A 20,399-nucleotide genomic window follows, 5' to 3' on the forward strand; every position below is an offset into this window, starting at 1 on the left:
AATGGTAAAAAATTGGTAAAGACCTAAAATTTACCCGCACAGGCCGATATCGTGCCTATAACGTTAAAAAGTACCTAAAAATAAAAAAGTCTCTTTTCCTCAAGCTTATTAATAAATTGAATCCGTATTTGAATAGACGAAAAATATATATTTTATACAGAGTGATTTTATCCAAATACAATTTTTTATTTTAATTTATCTAGAGTTAATCCCAGAGCCAATTCATTGACAGTTTCAGGTAATAATTAGTATGATTGAGCATTCACTATGTTGTTTCAATAAAGATCTCCAAAATCTGTGGTTGGATAGGCTCGGGGTATGCAACAATTAGTTGAGAAGCTAGCGGCTGCTTAGGTAACTTGAGTTAATTATCTCAGGATAAATATTTGTCTTGGTTGTAACTAATGCCTTGACCACTACCTTACCGTTACCTCTAATAGGGATGACAGACTGTAGCCTCAATCACCCTATATGACTTCAGAAACGGTCATTGTTTTGACCAAAGCCGCCTGGGAGCATAATTTTTCTACCAAGTACAAGGAAGAATAGGGAGTTTTAATTTTCGTGAAAGCCTCCATTTTTGCTACCGCTAATATTTTATTAGCTACTTTGGTAATTTTGGGAGTTGAGGTCAAACCTGCTACATCTCAGTCCTTAAATTTGGCTGATCAGGAACAATCTGATATCAGGAATTTTTTGAGCAGCCTATCGTCAAATAATCCAACTATTTCCAATAATAATTCCTTCTTGAACAGACTATTGCCTTTGCCCATAGTCAACAGCAGAACATCAGGTAGTAGTCAAAGCTCAGATAATATACTAGCGGAATTTATTACTGTCCTGAAAGTAGGCACCCCAGGTCCCGATCCTTTTGTAGGGGATTCAGGGACTAATATCATTTTCACTCGTACTGGCAATGATATTTTACTGGGTGTCGATCCTGGTGCTCCTATACCTGGTCAAGGAGAAATTGATATCTTAATTGGTGGTCCTGATAGTACTAGTGACGGATCGAGCGCCAATGCCCCTACCAGAGACCGATTTTTGTTGGGGGATGAAAATAATCCCTACTACGCTGGCGGTACCGGATTCCGAGGGAAGAAGGACTATGCTTTAATTGGAGACTTCGATCCCAACCAAGATACTATTCGGCTTCACGGCGACTCAAGTAATTATACTCTGAAACCGATCGGACCGAAAAAAAATGGCACAGCCATATATCTGAATAATCCTAGACCTGATCTGATCGCCGTTTTGCCAGGAGCTTCTGGTCTGAGTGTAGATGGTGACTACTTTGAATACGATAATACTCCCCCATCCCAACAACCAGCTTTCGATAATGCTCAGCAGTTGGGAAGTGCCAGTGTTGATATCGCGTTTAACGTTGGTACTGATAGCGTTGGTAATGTATACGTTACAGGATGGACTCAAGGGGATTTGGGCCAATCCAATGCTGGATCTCAAGATGCCTATGTAGCTAAATACAATAGCCAGGGTCAACAACAGTGGGTTAAACAGTTGGGGACTTCTGGTGAGGACCGCTCCTTTGATATTAGCTTTGACAGCAATGACAATGTTTACATTGCAGGCACCACCACGGGTAACTTAGGGGGGTCTGTGGTTGGAGGAGATGATGCCTATTTTATTAAGTTAGACAGTAATGGCAACACGCTGTTGAGTCAACAGTATGGAACTTCCCAATTCGACACTGCCTTTGCCATTGATGTTGATAATAACGGTAATATCTACACTGGGGGATATACTACAGGTGACTTAGGGGGAGTAAATGCTGGATCAGATCAGCCCATTCCCCTGTTTGATGATCCCTATGTGGCCAAGTTTGATAGCAATGGTAACCAGTTGTGGGCTAAACAGTTTGGTACTGTTGAGTTTGACGAACTTTACGGTGTCGCCGCCGACAACAATGGTAATGTCTTTGCTACAGGATTCACTACTGGTAAATTAGGCGAAGAGCATGCTGGCTTGTATGATGGCTGGTTGACGAAGTTTGATAGTAACGGTGAGCAGTTGTGGATTGAGCAGTTTGGTACTTCTAATTATGATTTTGCCTGGGATCTTGCTCTTGATAGCTCTGGTAATGTCTACAGCACAGGATTTACCTTGGGCTCTTTAGGGGGACCGAATGCTGGGTATTATGATGCCTTTTTGGTTAAATATGACACCGATGGCAACCAGCTATGGACTCAACAGATTGGGACTTCTGGTTCTGATAGCGCCTTTGCTATTGACATCGACAGTGACGGCTTTATTTATATTTCAGGAATCACTGATGGTGATTTAGGAGGAACCAATGCCGGACTCAATGATGTCTTTATTGCCAAGTTCGACAGTGACGGTAACCTGTTGATGACTGAGCAGTTTGGAACCCCCGAAGATGACTTTGCCTTATTTGGTATTGATGCCCAGCAGGCTGCTCAGGTTTACTTAGCCGGATTTACTGATGGGTCTTTGGGAGGAGCTAATGCCGGATCCTTTGATGCCTGGGTAGCTAGTTCCAGCCTTTCTGCTGGATCTGTGCCTTCAGCTCCTGAACCCACCACCATTTTGGGTTCCTTAGCCACACTGATTTTTGGTGCTGGGTTCAAGAAAAGACTTGGTAAGAAGTTCCACACCACTGTCTCCAAAAAAAGTACTTAACACGTTTAATCTAAAACCATTAAGCTAACACCAGCAAAACCTTATCATGTAAGTATTCAGCGTGTCGCGTATCAGCGTGTCGCGTATCAGCTTATGGGCAAGCTACTTGGGGTGCCAAAGGCCAACAACTGAACACTGACCACGGGTGCATCTCAATGCATGCAAAAATACGACCATTGAAAGCTAAAAAACTTCTACAGTTCCCTGAGTGATAGATTTACAACTTTGAGATGCACCCCTGACCACTGACGACTGACCGCTGACGCCTGAATGCTTACCTTATGATTTCCTAACTTAGTGATCTACTGAGAGTAGCTAAAACCCAATAGCTAAAACCTGAGCGGTCTTGCTTGAGGGTGTCTTCTACCACTTGATCAGACTTAGTACTTAGGCTCGAAGCTTATTGATTTAGACTGGTAGTGGGCTATAGGATGTGGAGTGTAGTGAGCAAAATTGGAACATTGATTGTTGGGTTTACTGCTTAACTGCTAAGACTTTTCTTAAAGCGATGGAGCAAGGGAACAGGGGAGCCAGTGCGTTCAAAGGAGGCCACCCCACTCGCTATTGCATCAAGACAGTTACAAATTTTTTATATAAAAGTTTTAACTATTACGTTGAACAAAAATTATTCAAAAAAATAATTATCAACTTATCATTCACTTCAATTAAGGGTCCTGGATATGCTGTTTTTTAAAAAATTAAAAAATATTCCCAAAATTCCCTTGCCATAACTTGGAGATCATGACAGAATATTTCAAGGTATAGAAATAGGTTACTTTTCAAATCAATCAAGTTTAATTTAGGGTAATAACCGTTTTTTTTTAAATAGGTTCAGTGCTGTACGGGCAACATTCATAAATAATTTTATTTTTACCAACTTGCCAAACTTTGTAAACACTAGTGCCATCTAGTGATGGTCAAGATCCTATAGGGTTTATCGTACTTATGAGGTAAAGTCAATTTTATTCTCGCTACTCCCTACTCCCTTCCTCCCTTACTCAGGGTGGTTAGGGGGGATTCCTGCTCCCATTAACCCAGGACGAAAGTACCTCACCAAATTCATAAATGCTATATATGTATGATTTGGTTTTATTGCTGAATCAATAGCAAATTTAGCCACTTAAAACCATCCATGTTTCCTGCCTCATGTTCTTAGATGAGGTTAATGTACAACAGAATTTATTATACAGTGAACCCAGTGGCATTGCGATGCACTTCTCCACTACTATTGCCAACTAAGGATTATCGTGCATAAAGAAAGTCAATCATTTACAAACCCTGTAAGTCAATGGTATCTGATTTTCTCAGCAGCTATGACTTTAGCTACTGGGGGGATTTATCTATATGGCTTGCCCCAATTTGAATCGAAACGTCAAGGTTCTATATCAAATTCCCCAGAAAATACCATGGTCATGGTTGGGGTCACTGCCCTTGGACGTCTAGAGCCTCAAGGAGGAGTGACTCGTTTGTCTGCCCCTAATTCTGTAGGAGGTACCCGAGTTGACCAACTTTTAGTGAAGGAAGGAGACAAGATTAAGGCAGGGCAAATCATCGCTCTGCTAGACAGTTATGCTCTTCGTTTTGCTACTTTAGAACAAGCTAAGCAAAAGGTTAAAATTTCCCAAGCTCGTCTGAAGAAAGTCAAAGCTGGGGCTCAGGCAGGAGAAATTTCGGCACAAGAGGCAACGATTGCTCGCTTACAAGCTCAGTTACGAGGGGAAGTGGCGGCACAGGAAGCAACCCTGGCTCGCTTACAAGCTCAGTTACGAGGGGAAGTGGCGACACAGAAAGCAAACCTGGCTCGCTTACAAGCCCAATTGCGTAATGCTCAAGCCGAGTATCGACGTAATCAACAACTCTATCAAGAAGGGGTAATTTCTGCCTCTCTTTTTGACAGTAAACGTCTGCAAGTGGAAACGATTCAAGAGCAAATTAATGAAGCAAATGCTGCTCTGAAACGAACTGTGGAAACGATTCAAGAGCAAATTAATGAAGCAAAAGCGACTCGGCGACGGACTATGGACACCGGTCAAGAACAGATCACTCAAGCAAAAGCGACTCTAGACCGTATTACTGAGGTTCGTCCAGTAGATGTACAAATATCTCAGGGAGAGATTGAGAGTGCGATCGCTGCTGTCAAGCTTGCTCAAGCTGAACTAGATTTAACCTACATCCGTTCTCCTATCGATGGACAAGTCCTGAAAGTTCACACCAAATCTGGAGAAATTATTGGCAGTAATGGGATTGTTGAGCTAGGTCAAACCGACCAGATGTATGTAATCGCAGAAGTCCATGAAACGGATATTAGCAAAGTCCATCTGGGTCAAAAAGCTACTATTAGTAGCGCTGCTTTTGAGGGGAAAATACAGGGAACAGTCGCTGAGATTGGTTTACAAATTGACAGACAACAGGTTTTTGATGTTAATCCTGGATCAGATACAGATCGTAAAGTGGTGGACGTTAAAATCCGCCTTGATGATTCCGTAGACAGTCAACGAGTTGCAGCATTTACGAACTTACAAGTAGAGGTGAGGATTCACCTGTAACTCGGTTAACCAGATTCAGAAGTGTTGAATCGGCAATAAACGTTTATCAAAATGGCTGATGTCTGTCTATCGTTGTTGTCAAGCGATGCAGCGCCGCATCGCTACTCCCTACTCCCATTAACCCAGGACGAAAGTCCCTCACCCCATTTAAAACTACTATATTAAATTCCCCAGACATCTCATTTAGCAAAATGCTTGAATAATGATTCTCCAACTTCCTATTGCCTGGTTACAACTAGCGAGACAAAGAGTTCGTTTTCTGGTTGCTCTAGCTGGTATTGCGTTTATCGTTGTTCTTATTTTTATGCAAATTGGGTTTAATGATTCTCTCTATACTAGTGCTACCAAGGTGCATCAGATTATCAAAGGTGATTTGTTTTTAATCAGTTCCCAATATAAATCATTGACAGCTAAGCAGAGCTTTCCTAGAGAGCGTTTATATCAGGCTCTAGGATTTAATGGAGTAGAATCAGTTAGTCCCTTATATCTAAGATTTGCGAAATTTAAAAATCCCATTACTGATCAAAAGTTCTCAATCTATGTTATTGGCTTTGATCCGGGAAAGCCTGTACTTAATTCCCCGGAAGTTAATCAAAATATGGATATGCTTAAACTTCCTAATGTAGTTTTATTTGACCGGAAGTCTAGATCTGATTTTGGTCCAATTGCTGAGAACTTTGAGCAGGGAAACACGGAACAAACTATCGAAATATTTGGTTTTGCAGCAAGAAAAGGTTATCGAGTTAAGGTTGGAGGCTTGTTTAGTCTAGGACCTTCCTTTGGGGTGGACGGTAATTTAGTAGTTGGCGACTCAACATTGTTCCGGATATTCGATCTCAATTCAGGGATGGTTGATGTAGGAGTCATTACCCTCAAACCTGATGCAGATCCTGCAATGGTTTTAAAAAATTTGAGAAACCACTTATCTAAAGATGTTCTAGTTTTTTCTTATCAAGAATTTATTGACTTTGAAAAAAAGTATTGGCAGACAAGAACTCCCGTTGGATTTATCCTTGGTATGATGCTATTTATGGCCGCAGTTGTTGGTATAGTTATTGTCTATCAAATTCTTCATAGTAATATTTCTACTAACTTAGTTGCCTATGCGACTCTAAAAGCAATTGGCTATCCAAACCAATACTTATTATCTGTAGTATTTCAACAGTCTGTTATATTAGCTGTTTTAGGGTATATCCCAGGATTGACAATCTCTATAGGTCTGTATAATGTTGTCAGGGATGCTACTGGGTTACCAATGGAGATAAGACTTAATCAAGCCTCTATAGTTTTAATAGTAACCATTTTAATGTGTTTTGCTTCTGGTGTCTTGGCTGTTAACAAAATGCGGTCTGCTGATCCAGCTGATATTTTCTAGTTTTCTTATCAAAAGTTTGATAGTTACTAGACAGAAACTTGATAATTACTAGATTATAATCCAAGAAGCCGATGTCCCAAGAAATTTTGATTGATCTAAAAAAACTGAATCATTACTTGGGTCAACGGTCATTAAGGAGCCAAATTTTATTTGACATTAATCTGGAAATAAAATCTGGAGAAATTGTCATTCTAACGGGGCCATCGGGGTCAGGGAAAACAACGTTGTTGACGTTAATTGGAGGATTGCGTTCTGTACAAGAGGGAAGTCTAAAAATTCTAGACCGAGAATTGTATGGCGCTAGTCCTGAACAATTAGTGTCAGTGCGTAGCCACATTGGTTATATTTTTCAAGCTCACAACTTACTAGAGTTCTTGACAGCCCGAGAAAATGTTCAAATGGCGATTGAACTGCATCGAGGCATCTCTCACCGGGAAGCTCGCACTAGAGCTGAAGCTATGCTCCAACTGGTTAAGCTGGGGGATCGAGTTAATCACTACCCTCAAAACCTTTCTGGGGGGCAAAAACAACGGGTAGCCATTGCCCGTGCTTTAGTCAATAATCCCAAATTGGTCTTAGCAGATGAACCAACTGCTGCCTTAGATAGTAAGACAGGTCGAGATGTGGTTGATCTTATGCAACGACTAGCTCATGAGCAAGGATGCGCTATTTTGATGGTGACTCACGATAACAGAATTTTGGATGTTGCTGATCGCATCCTTCGTATGGAAGACGGGTATCTACTCACACCACAGTCACCAGCTAATGACGAAGTAGAAAATGCAAAAGTCGAAAGACAAATTGAAAATTGAAAATTGACAATTGCCATTAACATCAATTAACTGCAATTACCAATTAGTAATTGGCAATTTACTTTTGACTAATTACAAATTATAAATCACTAAAAAAGTAAACAAAATGCTTGAAACTATCCCTGATAAAATCGATCAAGAATGTCATACTGAAGAAGCTATTCAAGCCTGGTTAGTTTCTCAACTCGCCGAAGGACTGGAGGTTGATCCTGAAGAGATAGATATCCAGGAACCATTTGAAAGCTACAACCTAGAATCAGCGGATGCTTTGATTCTTTTAAGTAGATTAGAAAACTATCTTGGCCGTGAGGTATCTCCCACCCTGTTGTGGAACTATCCCAACATCGAAGCCCTAGCAGAACGTTTAGCTGAAGATCCCAATAGTTAAACATCAAGCAGCCAGTAGTGGTAATCATGACCAAAGTTCAGATGAAGGTTAAGAAATGGATGCGATCGCAATTATTGGTCTAGGTTGTCGTTTTCCTGGTGCCAGAAACCCGGAGGAGTATTGGCGGCTCCTATGTAACGGGGTAGATGCCATTACAGAAGTACCAGCCGATCGGTGGGATATCGATGCGTTCTACGATCCTAAACCTGGTACTCCAGGAAAAATGAGTACTCGGTGGGGTGGCTTTTTAGAACAAGTAGATCAATTTGACCCCCAATTTTTTGGAATTACTCCGAGAGAGACAGTTTATATCGACCCGCAGCAGCGACTTTTGCTAGAGGTAGCTTGGGAAGCTCTGGAAAATTCTGGGCAGGTATTAGAAAAACTAGCCCACAGTAACACAGGTGTTTTTGTTGGTATTTCTGCCGGTGATTACCACCAGCGCTTTCAGGAAGGAGGGTATAATGCCATCAATGCCTACATGGGGACTGGCAATGCTTTAAGTATTGCTGCTAACCGCCTCTCCTACTTATTTGATTTTCGAGGACCGAGTATGGCGATTGACACAGCCTGTTCCTCTTCATTGGTGGCTGTACATCTTGCCTGTCAAAGTCTGCAGAGTGGAGAGTCTAATTTAGCCTTGGCGGGTGGAGTTAATCTGCTGCTGTCTCCACAGTTGACCATCATTTTCTCTCAGGCACAAATGATGGCTACAGATGGGCGTTGTAAAACTTTTGATGCTAGAGCCAACGGTTATGTCCGGGGAGAAGGCTGTGGTGTTGTAGTACTCAAACGTCTGGAGGATGCGATTAGAGACAATGACAATATCATTGCTCTGATCAAGGGTTCAGCCCTTAACCAAGATGGCCGTAGCAACGGACTTACCGCTCCCAATGGTCCGTCTCAAGAAGCAGTTATCCGCCAAGCCTTGGCAAATGCTGGAGTGGCACCAGCTCAAATTGACTATGTCGAAGCTCACGGTACAGGCACTCCCCTAGGAGACCCAATTGAGGCGGAAGCACTAGGGGCTGTGTTGAGTCAAGACCGTTCTCCGGACAACCCCTGTATTATCGGTTCCGCTAAAACCAATATCGGTCATCTAGAATCTGCCGCTGGCATTGCTGGTCTAATTAAGGTAGCGCTATCGTTACATCATGGCAAGATACCACCGAGCCTGCATTTCCAAACAGCGAATCCCTATATTGCCTTCGACAAACTTCTGCTTCAGGTACAGCAAAGCCTGACCCCTTGGCCGGAAACCGATGGTCTAGCTTTGGCTGGCTTGAGTTCCTTTGGTTTTGGCGGAACTAACGCCCATATCATTCTAGAGCAAGCTGCCCAAGGGGATGAGGAGTTGGAGAAAAACACAGTTGTTTCTCCTGAGATCTCCTCGTCACCTTATCTGCTTCCCTTATCTGCTCGCAGTCCAGAAGCTCTCATAGCTTTAGCTCAGCAGTATCAGAAACTCGTAACACCAGCAGCGTCTGGTAGCACTGCCTCATTATCAGACATTTGTTATACAGCTAGTGTACGACGTTCTAATCATGACCACCGTTTGTCCCTGGTATTTCAAAACTGTGAGGAACTGACTGAGGGCCTTAAAGCATTTTGCTCTGGAGAAACTTACTCTGGTCTGTCTTGGGGTCGTAAGCAACGGAACCGGCGTCCTAAGCTAGTTTTTGTCTTTTCTGGTCAAGGACCCCAATGGTGGGGGATGGGGCGTGAATTATTATCTACTGAACCGGTCTTTTCGTCCACTATAGAGAAGTGCGATCAGCTGCTACGTTCTTATGCCAACTGGTCACTGCTGGAAGAACTGACTGCTAATGAGTCAACATCCCGCTTGGCAGAAACTGAGATTGCCCAGCCAGCTATTTTTGCCTTGCAAGTCGCTTTAGCTACTTTGTGGCGGTCTTGGGGAATAGAACCCAATGCCATTATCGGGCATAGCGTGGGAGAAGTAGCAGCAGCTCATGTTGCGGGAGCTCTTAGCTTGGAGGATGCAGTAGAAGTTGTTTTCCACCGTGCTCGCTTAATGCAGCAGGGAACAGGTTTTGGGAAAATGGCAGCTGTGGAGTTGTCCGTAGCTGAGGCAGAAGAACTCTTAGCTAAGTATGCCGGTCGTCTGTCTATTGCTGCCATCAATAGTCCTACCTCACTGGTTCTATCAGGTGAAGCAGCAGCCCTGGAAGAAGTGCTTGAGTCCCTTGAGCAGCGACAGATTTTCTGTAAGATGATGCGGGTGAATTATGCTTTCCACAGTCCCCAGATGGAGCCGTATCAAGATCAATTAGTGCGATCGCTTCAAGGAATTACACCTCAAACTGCATCTATTCCAATCATCTCAACCGTTACAGGTCTAGCTCATGAGGGTGAAAATTTTGATGCTGCCTACTGGGGACGCAATATCAGAGAGCCCGTGCATTTTGCCGCTGCCATTGATAAACTGATCAAGACTAAGCATAATCTATTTGTAGAGATTAGCCCCCACCCAGTCCTAGGGATAAATATCTCCCAGTGTCTGAAAAACTCAGACAAAAACGGAACAGTATTGCCTTCTCTACGGCGACAGCAACCGGAAACAGCAGTTATGTTGGGTTCTTTGGGTACTCTCTACACCCAGGGCTACTCAGTAGACTGGAGCCGACGCTATCCATCTGGGGGTCAGTGTGTTTCCTTGCCCTCTTATCCTTGGCAGCGATCGCGTTACTGGTTGGATGTAGTTCCTAACTCAACTGAACAGGAGAGTTCAGGGGTAACCCTAACCGTGAGCATGCCATCAGAACTTAATGGGAAATCGACCCCTAATGATGGTGTCGCACCAGAAGCTAAGCCAAGTCTAACCCGCGCTAAATTGCTGGCAGCAGAACCAGAAGAACGCCACGGACTGTTGGGGTCTTACTTGACAGAATTATTAGCCAGGGTTATGGGAATTGGTGTCAGCCAACTGGACTTACAGCAGCCCCTTCATAGCATAGGACTTGACTCCATAGTGGGTGTTGAGCTCAGGAATCAAATTGAGACTGATCTAGAGGTGCTTGTCCCTCTAGAATACTTCATTGGTTTGAGCATTGAAGATTTTATCACCCAAGTTCTTCTGCTGGTTGTTAAAGAAGCCAACTCATCACCTAATGAAGGAACTGAAGGCAAACCAAGCAGTACGGACTCAATGGATTCAACTAATGAGTCTTCAGGGACAATCACCTCTTCCGAGAAGGTAGTAGCTCAAGCCAATCTTTGGGTCACCCGTCCAAAGCTGAATCCTCACGCAAAACTACGTCTATTTTGCTTTCCCTATGCCGGAGCTGGTGCTTCTATTTTCCGCTCTTGGTTAGAATTTCTACCACCAGACATTGAGGTTTGTTCAATTCAACTGCCTGGGCGAGAGAACCGACTCGAAGAAGAGCCATTTACTCGCCTCTCAGCTTTGATTAAGGCGCTCACACCTGTTTTGCGTTCTTACTTAGACATTCCTTTTGCCTTTTTCGGTCACAGTTTAGGAGGGTTAATCAGCTTTGAGCTTGCCCGTGAGTTACGCAAACAGAATTTACCGAGCCCAGTTCACCTATTTGTTTCTGCAAGCCCTGCTCCTCAGGTACCGGATCTGAATCTACCCATCCATCGACTGCCTGATGATGAGTTTATCGACTCACTAGGTCGTTTAAATGGAACACCAGAGGAAACATTACAAAACCCTGAGCTGATGGACCTATTCCTCCCGGTGTTGCGAGCAGACTTTGCGATTTTGGAAACTTACTTCTACTCCAGTGCAGATCCCCTCGATTGCCCAATCACGGTGTTTGGTGGCAAATCCGACCCCAAAGTCAGTGATTCGCAACTTGAGGCTTGGCGCAAGCAGACCCAGAGAGACTTCACCATGCAAATGTTTCCCGGCGACCACTTCTTCCTGAAGAGCCATGACCAGCTTTTATTGGAAGCGATCGCTACCCAACTTAGCCAACTTGTCAAGGTGATGGAGTGATGGGGTGATGGGCTGATGGGCTGATGGGCTGATGGGCTGATGGGATAGTGTCAAATCCTACTCCCTGATCCAGAGTAGGCTACCACCGAGATACTATTCCTCAGAACAAAGAATAACAATCTTCCTAATCTAAGTGCTAACTACTAACTACTCACTACTAATTACTAACCACTAACCACTATTTTGACAAAGCAGCAAAATCTTTCAACCTTGGCAAAAAGGCCACGCTACGCGAAAAACCGACTAACTTGCAACCTTAAAACAACTAACTTTAAACCCACTAACTTTTAAGCTATTTAAGACTAAAATTATCATGCCTGTTATTGCTGGTACTGCCTTCACCTTTCCCGAGCACTACTATCCTCAAGAAGTGCTAGCCACAGCGGTCAAAAAGTTTTGCATCGCGATGAATCTAGATTTTGATCTAGATACCATCGACCGCTTTTTCACCAATGTCAATATCAAAGGCCGTTATTTCACCCACTCCCTAGATTTCTTCTTTGACCCATCGACTCCCGGAGTCACTGCTGAGCGGTCTATAAACCTTGCTCTCGATAACTTTGAAAAAACTGTGGGGTCATTGTTATCTTCAACCGGCATCGACCCCGAGGAGATCGGATTAATCGCTTCCTCTACACTAACCATTTCGGTTCCCTCCCTGGAAGCTCGGTTAATGAATCGCATTCCTTTCTCACGGTACATTAAACGACTACCAATGTTTGGCTATGGCTGTATGGGTGGAGCAGCAGGTATAGCGCGAGTGACAGAGTACCTAGAGGGACACCCCAAGGATGCTGCAATTTTCTTTGCTGGTGAACTCTCCTCTACTCTGTGGCAGGGTTCGTTGCAAATGGAATTGCAAACAATGATTTCTAAACTACCAGACGACCCCTCTCTGTACAGCGAAATCATTTGCTCTATCGTTACTGCTGCACTGTTTGCTGATGGGATGGGAGCAGTCTTAATGGTAGGTCGCGATCATCCCTTAGCCAAGCCAGGTCAACCTCGGGTAATTGATATTGCCTCAATGTTGCTTCCCAATACCACTCACTTGATGGGAATGGATATTGCCGATACCGGGTTCAAGAATATTCTCAGACCTGAAGTGTCTGACCATCTCAAAGGAGGACTGCGAGAGGTGATTGACCCACTGCTGAACAAGCATAACTTATCAACAGATGATATATCCACCTGGATTGTGCATCCAGGTGGACCGAAGGTAATTAAAACTATACAAGAGGAATTTGGACTGACTCAGGAAGCAGTACAGCTTAGCTGGGACACCCTAGAAAAAATTGGCAATATGTCTTCATCCACTGTGCTCTATATGCTTAATGAAGTCTTATCTCAAGAGCAGCCGAGTCCAGGTAGTTATGGCTTGATGGTCGCAATGGGACCAGGTTTCTCCCAAGAAATTCTGCTATTGCAATGGTAGGAAGCGCTCCATGATTACTAAGGTTCTCTTCACGCTTATTGTAGTTGCGGTGATTTTACAGCGACTGATTGAACTTCGTATCAGCAAACAGAATGCAACATACTTGCTTACTAACGGAGGACGAGAATATGGCTCAAATTCTCTTTGGATAGTAAAAGTATTGCAGGTGAGCTGGTTTGCAGCAATGATTAACGAGGTTTGGTGGTTCAACCGCCCTTTTATGCCAGGATTGGCAGCGATCGCACTGATGCTTACTGTAGCTGGTCAAGGCTTGCGGTATTTATCAATGCGATCGCTAAAAAAGCGTTGGACTCTTGCGATCATCACCTTCCCAGACAACCCTGTAGTTAACTCAGGAATTTACCTTTACCTAAAGCATCCCAATTGGCTAGGAGTAATTCTGGAAATCGCCGCTTTACCCCTGATCCATACTGCTTATTTCACCACTATCGTTTTCAGCATCGCTAATGCTCTATTAATGAGTCGGCGTATTCACACTGAAGAACAAGCCTTAAGCGAAGACACCAACTATGCTGATGTCTTTGCCAATCGACCCCGTTTTATTCCAGTCATTGGATTTATTAAAGGAGCTAATAGTTCTAGATGAGAGTTGGTATTAATCCTGAAAACTTGCTCGAAAAGAGTGCCCTTGCCTTGGGGCAAGTACCCCAACCTGCGATTGAAACTCAAGCTTGCCTGATTCTAGCTCGATCTATCATAGCAGCAACAGAGCTAGGTGTATTTGAAGCCATAGGCTCAAGTTCACTTTCCGCCCAAGAGATTGCTGAGCGGTGTAATCTCAACAAGCATGCCTTAAGCCAGCTTTTAGATGCTCTTGTTGCTACAAATTACCTTGCCAAAGAGGGGGAGTCCTATAGCTTGGCTGTAGTTGCCCGTAAATGGCTACTAAGTGAGAATGAGTCGTCACTTTACGATTTCACCATTAGCCGGGTTTTGGCCTGGGAATGGCTGACCCACTTAGAAGAGTTCATCCGCACTGGAGAGCCTCTGGAATCTCAGGATAAAATGACCCCCCATCACTGCCAACTTTATCATCGGGGTCTGCGCTCAATCGCTAGCCTAGCTGCTCCTGAGGTAGTTCAATACACACCTGTACCAACTCGTGCTCAGAATATGCTAGATGTTGGTGGCTCTCACGGCTATTTTTCAGTAACCCTCTGCCGCCGCTACCCTGACCTTGAAGCGGTCATCCTCGATTTACCTGAGCAGATTGAATATGCACGACCGCTTCTTGCCGAGGAAGGCATGGGCGATCGCGTGGTGTACAAAGCTGGCAATGTTCTTACAGACGATCTAGGCACCAATGTCTATGACTTAGTCTTTATGGCTAACCTAGTACACCAGTTTGATGAACAAACCAATATTGAGCTATTTCAGCGTTTGGCTCAAGCTCTGCGACCTGGAGGCCATCTCGTCGTTCAGAAAACTATACTTCCTTCCAAACAAGATGGACAACTGGGTGGATTGGGGAATTTGTTTTTATCCTTGACCACTGCTGGTAGTAACTGGTCGTTCTCTGAGATCGCTCAATGGCAACAAAAGGCAGGTTTAGTTCCCCGCAAACCGATTCAGTTCCGGCGAACACCAGCCAGTGGTCAACAGGTGGCAGTAAAGCCCTAAGCCTGTTCCACAGACACACTAATTAGTTATTATAGCAGTTCTCAAATATTGAGAACTGCTATATATGTCTATTTTTAATAAAAATTATTTACCATAATTGGGACATAAAACATGTTAAAAGTTTATTACAGAATTATTATTTCCTGTTGGAAAACCTTTGGGATCAGCCACTGGTTTTTTTTATGGGTATTTTTGCCACCCTTAGCTTTTATTTTGGTTAGACTAACCCTGGCTTTAGATGAAATTTTATTTTCTAAGTATCGTGACATTAAAGTGGTGAAACCGATATTTATCATTGGACACCCTCGGAGTGGAACTACTTTCCTCCATCATGTATTAACCCAGACAGAAGAATTTAGCACATTCAAAGCTTGGCATATTTTTGTGCCATCACTTACAGCTCGTATTTTAGTTAAACCTCTGGTTGACTATTTAGTTAAACACAATCTAAACTCCCTGATACCTGATGATATTGGACATGGAATTTATCTTGACAAAGTAGAAGAAGAAGAACTATTATTTCTTCACGAAGCCGATACTCAATTTGTGCTTTTAACAACACCCCTAGCCTTTGATGATCAGGAGCATCCCGAGCTTCGCTTCCATGATCAGCAACCAGCATCTCGTCGTCGAAGTTCAGTAAAATTTTTTGAAAGTTGTTTAAAGCGGCATATCTATTACACAGGGAAAAAACAAGTAATTGCCCAAATTCATTTTTCTACTCACCGTATTAAAACATTGCTAGAAATATTTCCAGATGCCAAATTTATCTATTTAGTTCGTTCACCTCACGAAACAATTCCTTCTCATCTTTCCCTGGATAGAAATTTTATCGATAACCAATGGGGGATAAAAAATATACCACTAGATAAAATAAAACGATATGAACAAAGGCGATATCGCTATAATGTAGACCTTTATCGCTATTTTTATAAGCTTAAAAAAAATCAAGAAATACCAGAAGCTAACGTCAGAATTCTGCATTATTATTTATTAATATCTGATTTAGATAAAGCCTTAGAAGAAATAGTTGATTTTACGGGAATTAATCCCAGCGAGCAATTAAAATACTCTATCAAAGAACAAGCGCAACAACAGAAAAACTATAAACGCAAACATCGTGTCAGAAATCTTGAAGAATTTAACTTAACAAGAGAGCAGATTATGAAAGACCTTTCATTTGTTTATCAGGAGTACAAATTTGACCAGATCACCAATAAACTATAAATAACAATAAACTATAAATAACAATAAACGGGAGCCACAAACCCTTAAAGACATTTGTGGTATCTACAGGTAACCCAGTTTTTGATCAAACATAGAAATAAGGCTGATAGAGAATATGCAATCTAAAACTAATAATACTGTTTCTGACAAACCTTACCTAAATTTACTGCAAAAAGTAGATTTTAATCCGATTTTTATTATGGGAGATCATCGGTCTGGTACAACTTTATTATACAAACTATTGGTGGCGACGGAGTGTTTTAACTTTGTCAAAGCTTATCATATCATGAAATATGATGAGCTTTTGTTTAATCATATGAATCAAACTGAGGAACAGGCTATTCAAGAATTAGCGGAACTTTTTAAATCATTGGGGATAATCAATCGCACTATTGATAAAGTAATTGTAACTCCAAATTTACCAGAAGAGTATGGTTTTATTATTAATAATAAAACCGGAAAAAGAGCACGTCTTACCCCTAATAATTTACCTATTTTAAAAGAGTTATGCCGCAAAATTCAATTGGTATCCGATCCAGATAAACCTCTGTTGCTGAAGAATCCATGGGATTTTCCAAATTATATGTATGTGAAGAGTGTTTTTCCGGCAGCTAAGTTTATTTTCATTCACCGTAATCCGATTCATATAATCAATTCTAAACTAAAAGCAATACGTCTGATGTTATCTACTAGGTGCGAATACACTGCTCTAATTTCCAGAGATTACAGAAATATATTAAACCAACCTGTTCGACGTTTAATCTCTCGAATTTTATATTCACCTTACTTTAACCTCGCATTAAGCCAAGTTACTCAAAAGACTGTTCAATTCCATGATTACTACTTCAATAATATTATTTCATTACCAAAAACAGACTATATTTATATCACATACGAAGAACTATGTCATGCCCCTGAAACTCCTCTTTTAAAGAGTCTGGATTTTCTAAACTTAAAATCAAAATCAAATTTTGATTATAAAAGCGTCATCGAACCACGTCCCATAAACTTATTGCCAGAAGTTACCAAAAAATATGATAAACTTTTCCATAAGTTAGAACCTTACATGAGGGAAATTTCGGGTTCATATGCGGAAGGTTATAAAGAGGCAAAAAAACAGGCTTAAATATTGGGTATGTAAAGCTAATAGCATTGTGTATTAGAAAAAAATAGGTCTCTAATGTGCAACAATATCTACCTATTGAAAATCTTACCATAACTCTGCCAAAATCAGGTCATGGGACTAAGCGTGGGGTGCATATCACTTTTAAAATTAGGCAAAAATTTTAATAAAACTCTCGCGAACACAACCCACACTTCCTTTATTTTTTACAAAAATGAGATGCACCCTATCGATGGGGAGCATCTCATTTTTGCAAATATATCTTTTTATGTGGGCGTTATAATCACGATCAGTTATTTGCGGTATTTTTATTTCAAAGTGGGATGCAACCGCTGTATTTGACTTGATTTTTTTGATTGTTTTACCCTTACCATCTTAATACTCTCTTTTTCTTGTGCTTACTATGTAAGCATAAGGCCAACTTAATATAGACAATAGAGTTTTAACTACACCAATTATACTTTCGATTTGGTAACCAAGATAAACTCGGATTGCCCATGCTCTGATCAAGCTTTTAGGTAAGTAGATAAATATAGACTTAAGCATCACCCAAATGCCTTGGTTAGAGTACGTAACGTATAAAATTTAAGCGAAATTTTTGTACATTTTTGGTTGTTTATCTCCTATCCATAAAATTGGGTCACTATCCCAAGGATCGAATGCTTTAAATTTCGTGGAGAAATCCCAATGTGGACGGACAAACATTTTGGCACGATCGTTAAGCATACAAGCAGAAAAGCTAAAAGTGCTATTACTAGTACAAACTACATCACATTTACTTAACATAAAGAAATCGATATAGAAGTCTAAGTCTAAGTCTTTCATTCTTTCTGGCAACCGAATATTTAAGTCCCGTGTAGTTACAGGAGAAAATTTTTCAAAACCGGAAATTATACTATCAATATCGTCACTGCATACCAAAAGAACCGGATCTTCCAATTGTTCCCATATCCCTTCGAGCCATTCACAATACCATTTTGTGGGAAACACGAATGTGGAACCTAACCGTGTTTCTGTTATGTAATCTCCTCGTCGAATGTGAATACCAACGATTGTTTTGCCTTTGGAACGAAGACTATTTAAACCATCCTCTAAAGTAAATTTAAGATCGCTTACGGGTTCAAACAAGGAGCGAAAATATTGCCGATAAGGTTTTAGGCATCGAGTGTGGAAGTGGAAAACGCCCCAAATATCTAAATTACTTAGACCTATTTCTAATACTTCTGAACCAAATAAATAACTCTTAGCCTCTCCTATCTTTTCCAGGTAATGAATTAATTCTGGAACTGCATCACATAGACTTTTTGCCATATATTCATACTCAATGGCAGGAGGTAATTGCTTAGAAATTGGTGGATCGTTATGTCCAAAAATAGTCTGACCAATCCAAGCAGGGCATTCTACTTTTGATCCACTCTTTTCTGCACAAATTTTTAAAAAAGCATATTGAAAAAATTGATTACCAAAACGTCCAAATTTTCCAAGAGATGACATACTTAACACTGGCTTATTAGCATCAGATAAATCTTCGTTAGCCAAAGAGGATTGAGTGTCATCATAATCTGTTTTTAAACTATCTAAAACACCAAATACTCTGTCTGTCTCACTTTTGGAATTGTAATTAGGATTTATTATTACTTCTGATGGGTTATCCTGATTAGACATAAAATTATTCCGTTTAATAATTGTATTATTGTTTTGTTGAAACAAAAACTGGTTTACCTGTAGCAGCAACCTGCTCGATAATATCAGCAGCTCGACTCACTCCCCCTGCTCGTCTAATTCCCTCTTGTAGCCTCAAAGCATTCTTTTTATAGGAATCTTCGGTTAAGACTCGTTTGATAGCCTTTTGTAACTTCTCCACCCTGACTTTTCCCAAAGGTATTACCTCCCCTGTTCCTGTCCAAGCGATCCGCGCCGCCACTCCAGGTTGATCGTTGGTAATGGGAATAGCTACCATTGGTACTCCATTACTCAAGGATTCTAGGGTAGTATTCATTCCTGCGTGAGTGATGGTAAGACTGGCTTTTTGTAAAAGTTCTAATTGAGGTGCATAGCCAACAACTATGGGATTTCCGGGCAATTCTGGCAAAGATTCTGGACTAGCACCCCCACCTAAAGCAATCACTAATTGAGCATCTAATCCCACACAAGCTTCTGCAATCATTTTAAAAACCCAAAGGAGCCGATTTTGTAAAGTTCCCATAGAAGCATAAATTAATGGTTTTCCAGTCAACTTTTCATAAGGAAAAGAGGCAGGTTCTCGACTCGCTGGATTACTATAAGGCCCTGTGAAATGAAAACAAGACGGTAGTTCTTTTCTAGGAAATTCAAATTCAGCAGGCTGTTGACTTAGTTGAGCTAACTGGGAATAGTTTTGATTGGGCTTATTATAGGGAGATAAATTCCACTGCTTACGATACTGATTAAGAACTTTTTGCATAGATTTTATAACCATAATAGAAAGCAGTGCGTAACCCAATCGGTTACGTAGAATTCCCCGCCATAAAGGGTCATAATGCCAGTAGGTTATACAGGGAGGAACACTTATTTCCCGATTCAGCATTAAGGCACTGCATACACTAATAAAAGGAATGTCTAGATACTCAGCGATAGTTCCTCCTTCTGGAGAAACTTGATCGACTAACAATAGCTCTATACCTTCTGCTTTAATTACTTCTGGAGCATCTCGAAGAAATATTTTGGCTACATTGACAATCCTATTAATTGTATACTGGAATGCCTTAAATCCACTCAGATTAGCTAGTTTAATAAATAAGTCTTTTGTTGTTCCTTTGGGAAAATCAGACTTGCCAATCACTTGAAATTCTAATCCTGCGGCTAGAACTTTTGCTTGAACGTCTTCAATTCCTAATACGGTGACGCGATGACCACGCTGTTTCAGTTCGTAACCTAAAGTAGTCATAGGATTAAGATGACCAGAAGCAGCAGGACAAATTATGCCAAAATGAGTCATGATATTTGATCAGCAAAAGACGTTTTGAATGGAGTTTATAGCTATAGCGCGATTTAATGGGACTTGATAAAAAATTGAACCCAAATGTAACCTTAACTGGCTTTGTAAGGGATGAATAGCTTCCGATACTTGTCTAACCAATCGATAAAACGACAAAATATGGCTGTACGAACTGCTTTCGCAGCATTACTAGCGCTGATTGTTAATTGTTAATGGTAGCTAGCATCCAGATGAG

At 41.5% G+C, this 20,399-nt stretch carries 13 protein-coding genes; 11 read left to right on the forward strand and 2 right to left on the reverse strand.

The genetic code is table 11. The features are described from left to right. Positions 1–564 precede the first annotated feature (564 nt). The 11 genes from F6K53_RS08025 to F6K53_RS08080 all read left to right on the forward strand — a co-directional run bounded on the left by F6K53_RS08025 (position 565) and on the right by F6K53_RS08080 (position 17,190). Positions 565–2,658 carry a PEP-CTERM sorting domain-containing protein gene (locus F6K53_RS08025; protein ID WP_293064406.1) on the forward strand — a complete coding sequence of 698 codons (2,094 nt, stop codon included), beginning with the start codon at positions 565–567 and terminating at the stop codon, positions 2,656–2,658. Between the two features lie 1,313 nt (positions 2,659–3,971). Continuing rightward, positions 3,972–5,204, forward strand: a complete 1,233-nt coding sequence (locus F6K53_RS08030; RefSeq protein WP_293064403.1) for an ABC exporter membrane fusion protein — start codon at positions 3,972–3,974, stop codon at positions 5,202–5,204. 202 nt (positions 5,205–5,406) lie between these two features. Then, positions 5,407–6,579, forward strand: a complete 1,173-nt coding sequence (gene devC, locus F6K53_RS08035; protein WP_293064400.1) for an ABC transporter permease DevC — start codon at positions 5,407–5,409, stop codon at positions 6,577–6,579. A gap of 71 nt (positions 6,580–6,650) precedes the next feature. After that, complete coding sequence (locus F6K53_RS08040; protein ID WP_293064397.1) at positions 6,651–7,391, forward strand: DevA family ABC transporter ATP-binding protein; 741 nt, start codon at positions 6,651–6,653, stop codon at positions 7,389–7,391. Between the two features lie 106 nt (positions 7,392–7,497). Next, entirely contained in the window at positions 7,498–7,779 is a 282-nt protein-coding gene (locus F6K53_RS08045) for an acyl carrier protein (RefSeq protein ID WP_293064394.1), read from the forward strand. 55 nt (positions 7,780–7,834) lie between these two features. Next, positions 7,835–11,761: an alpha/beta fold hydrolase gene (locus tag F6K53_RS08050; protein WP_364300855.1), complete on the forward strand. Its 3,927-nt coding sequence runs from the start codon at positions 7,835–7,837 to the stop codon at positions 11,759–11,761. 313 nt (positions 11,762–12,074) lie between these two features. Further along, positions 12,075–13,196 (forward strand): 3-oxoacyl-[acyl-carrier-protein] synthase III C-terminal domain-containing protein, encoded by a 1,122-nt coding sequence (locus F6K53_RS08060; RefSeq protein ID WP_293064391.1) that lies wholly within the window; start codon positions 12,075–12,077, stop codon positions 13,194–13,196. A 10-nt stretch (positions 13,197–13,206) separates the two neighbouring features. Beyond that, on the forward strand, positions 13,207–13,803 hold the full coding sequence (locus F6K53_RS08065) for an isoprenylcysteine carboxylmethyltransferase family protein (protein WP_293064388.1): 597 nt from the start codon (positions 13,207–13,209) through the stop codon (positions 13,801–13,803). Next, positions 13,800–14,837 (forward strand): class I SAM-dependent methyltransferase, encoded by a 1,038-nt coding sequence (locus tag F6K53_RS08070; RefSeq protein WP_293064386.1) that lies wholly within the window; start codon positions 13,800–13,802, stop codon positions 14,835–14,837. The genes F6K53_RS08065 and F6K53_RS08070 overlap by 4 nt, the downstream gene beginning before the upstream one ends. 111 nt (positions 14,838–14,948) lie before the next feature. Further along, the gene (locus F6K53_RS08075) at positions 14,949–16,064 is read left to right on the forward strand and encodes a sulfotransferase (RefSeq protein WP_293064383.1); all 1,116 of its coding nucleotides are present in this window, start codon (positions 14,949–14,951) and stop codon (positions 16,062–16,064) included. Positions 16,065–16,179: 115 nt separating this feature from the next. After that, complete coding sequence (locus F6K53_RS08080; RefSeq protein ID WP_293064382.1) at positions 16,180–17,190, forward strand: sulfotransferase; 1,011 nt, start codon at positions 16,180–16,182, stop codon at positions 17,188–17,190. Positions 17,191–17,772: 582 nt separating this feature from the next. On the opposite strand, the gene F6K53_RS08085 is transcribed toward F6K53_RS08080, so the two are convergent. Together F6K53_RS08085 and F6K53_RS08090 are read right to left on the reverse strand one after the other, a co-directional pair. Beyond that, positions 17,773–18,852, reverse strand: coding sequence for an alpha-1,2-fucosyltransferase (locus tag F6K53_RS08085; RefSeq protein WP_293064379.1), 1,080 nt, complete (start codon positions 18,850–18,852; stop codon positions 17,773–17,775). 25 nt (positions 18,853–18,877) lie between these two features. Next, positions 18,878–20,164 (reverse strand): glycosyltransferase, encoded by a 1,287-nt coding sequence (locus tag F6K53_RS08090; protein ID WP_293064377.1) that lies wholly within the window; start codon positions 20,162–20,164, stop codon positions 18,878–18,880. Between the last annotated feature and the right edge of the window lie 235 nt (positions 20,165–20,399).

It is taken from the genome of Moorena sp. SIO4A1, from assembly GCF_010672065.1.
Taxonomy (GTDB): domain Bacteria; phylum Cyanobacteriota; class Cyanobacteriia; order Cyanobacteriales; family Coleofasciculaceae; genus Moorena.

What these genes read in the sequence shown, in the direction of transcription:
- F6K53_RS08030 (WP_293064403.1), top strand. Translation starts at nt 3,972, where the DNA reads ATGACTTTAGCTACTGGGGGGATTTATCTATATGGCTTGCCCCAATTT.
- devC (WP_293064400.1), top strand. Translation starts at nt 5,407, where the DNA reads ATGATTCTCCAACTTCCTATTGCCTGGTTACAACTAGCGAGACAAAGA.
- F6K53_RS08040 (WP_293064397.1), top strand. Translation starts at nt 6,651, where the DNA reads ATGTCCCAAGAAATTTTGATTGATCTAAAAAAACTGAATCATTACTTG.
- F6K53_RS08045 (WP_293064394.1), top strand. Translation starts at nt 7,498, where the DNA reads ATGCTTGAAACTATCCCTGATAAAATCGATCAAGAATGTCATACTGAA.
- F6K53_RS08050 (WP_364300855.1), top strand. Translation starts at nt 7,835, where the DNA reads ATGGATGCGATCGCAATTATTGGTCTAGGTTGTCGTTTTCCTGGTGCC.
- F6K53_RS08060 (WP_293064391.1), top strand. Translation starts at nt 12,075, where the DNA reads ATGCCTGTTATTGCTGGTACTGCCTTCACCTTTCCCGAGCACTACTAT.
- F6K53_RS08065 (WP_293064388.1), top strand. Translation starts at nt 13,207, where the DNA reads ATGATTACTAAGGTTCTCTTCACGCTTATTGTAGTTGCGGTGATTTTA.
- F6K53_RS08070 (WP_293064386.1), top strand. Translation starts at nt 13,800, where the DNA reads ATGAGAGTTGGTATTAATCCTGAAAACTTGCTCGAAAAGAGTGCCCTT.
- F6K53_RS08075 (WP_293064383.1), top strand. Translation starts at nt 14,949, where the DNA reads ATGTTAAAAGTTTATTACAGAATTATTATTTCCTGTTGGAAAACCTTT.
- F6K53_RS08080 (WP_293064382.1), top strand. Translation starts at nt 16,180, where the DNA reads ATGCAATCTAAAACTAATAATACTGTTTCTGACAAACCTTACCTAAAT.
- F6K53_RS08085 (WP_293064379.1), bottom strand. Translation starts at nt 18,852, where the DNA reads ATGTCTAATCAGGATAACCCATCAGAAGTAATAATAAATCCTAATTAC.
- F6K53_RS08090 (WP_293064377.1), bottom strand. Translation starts at nt 20,164, where the DNA reads ATGACTCATTTTGGCATAATTTGTCCTGCTGCTTCTGGTCATCTTAAT.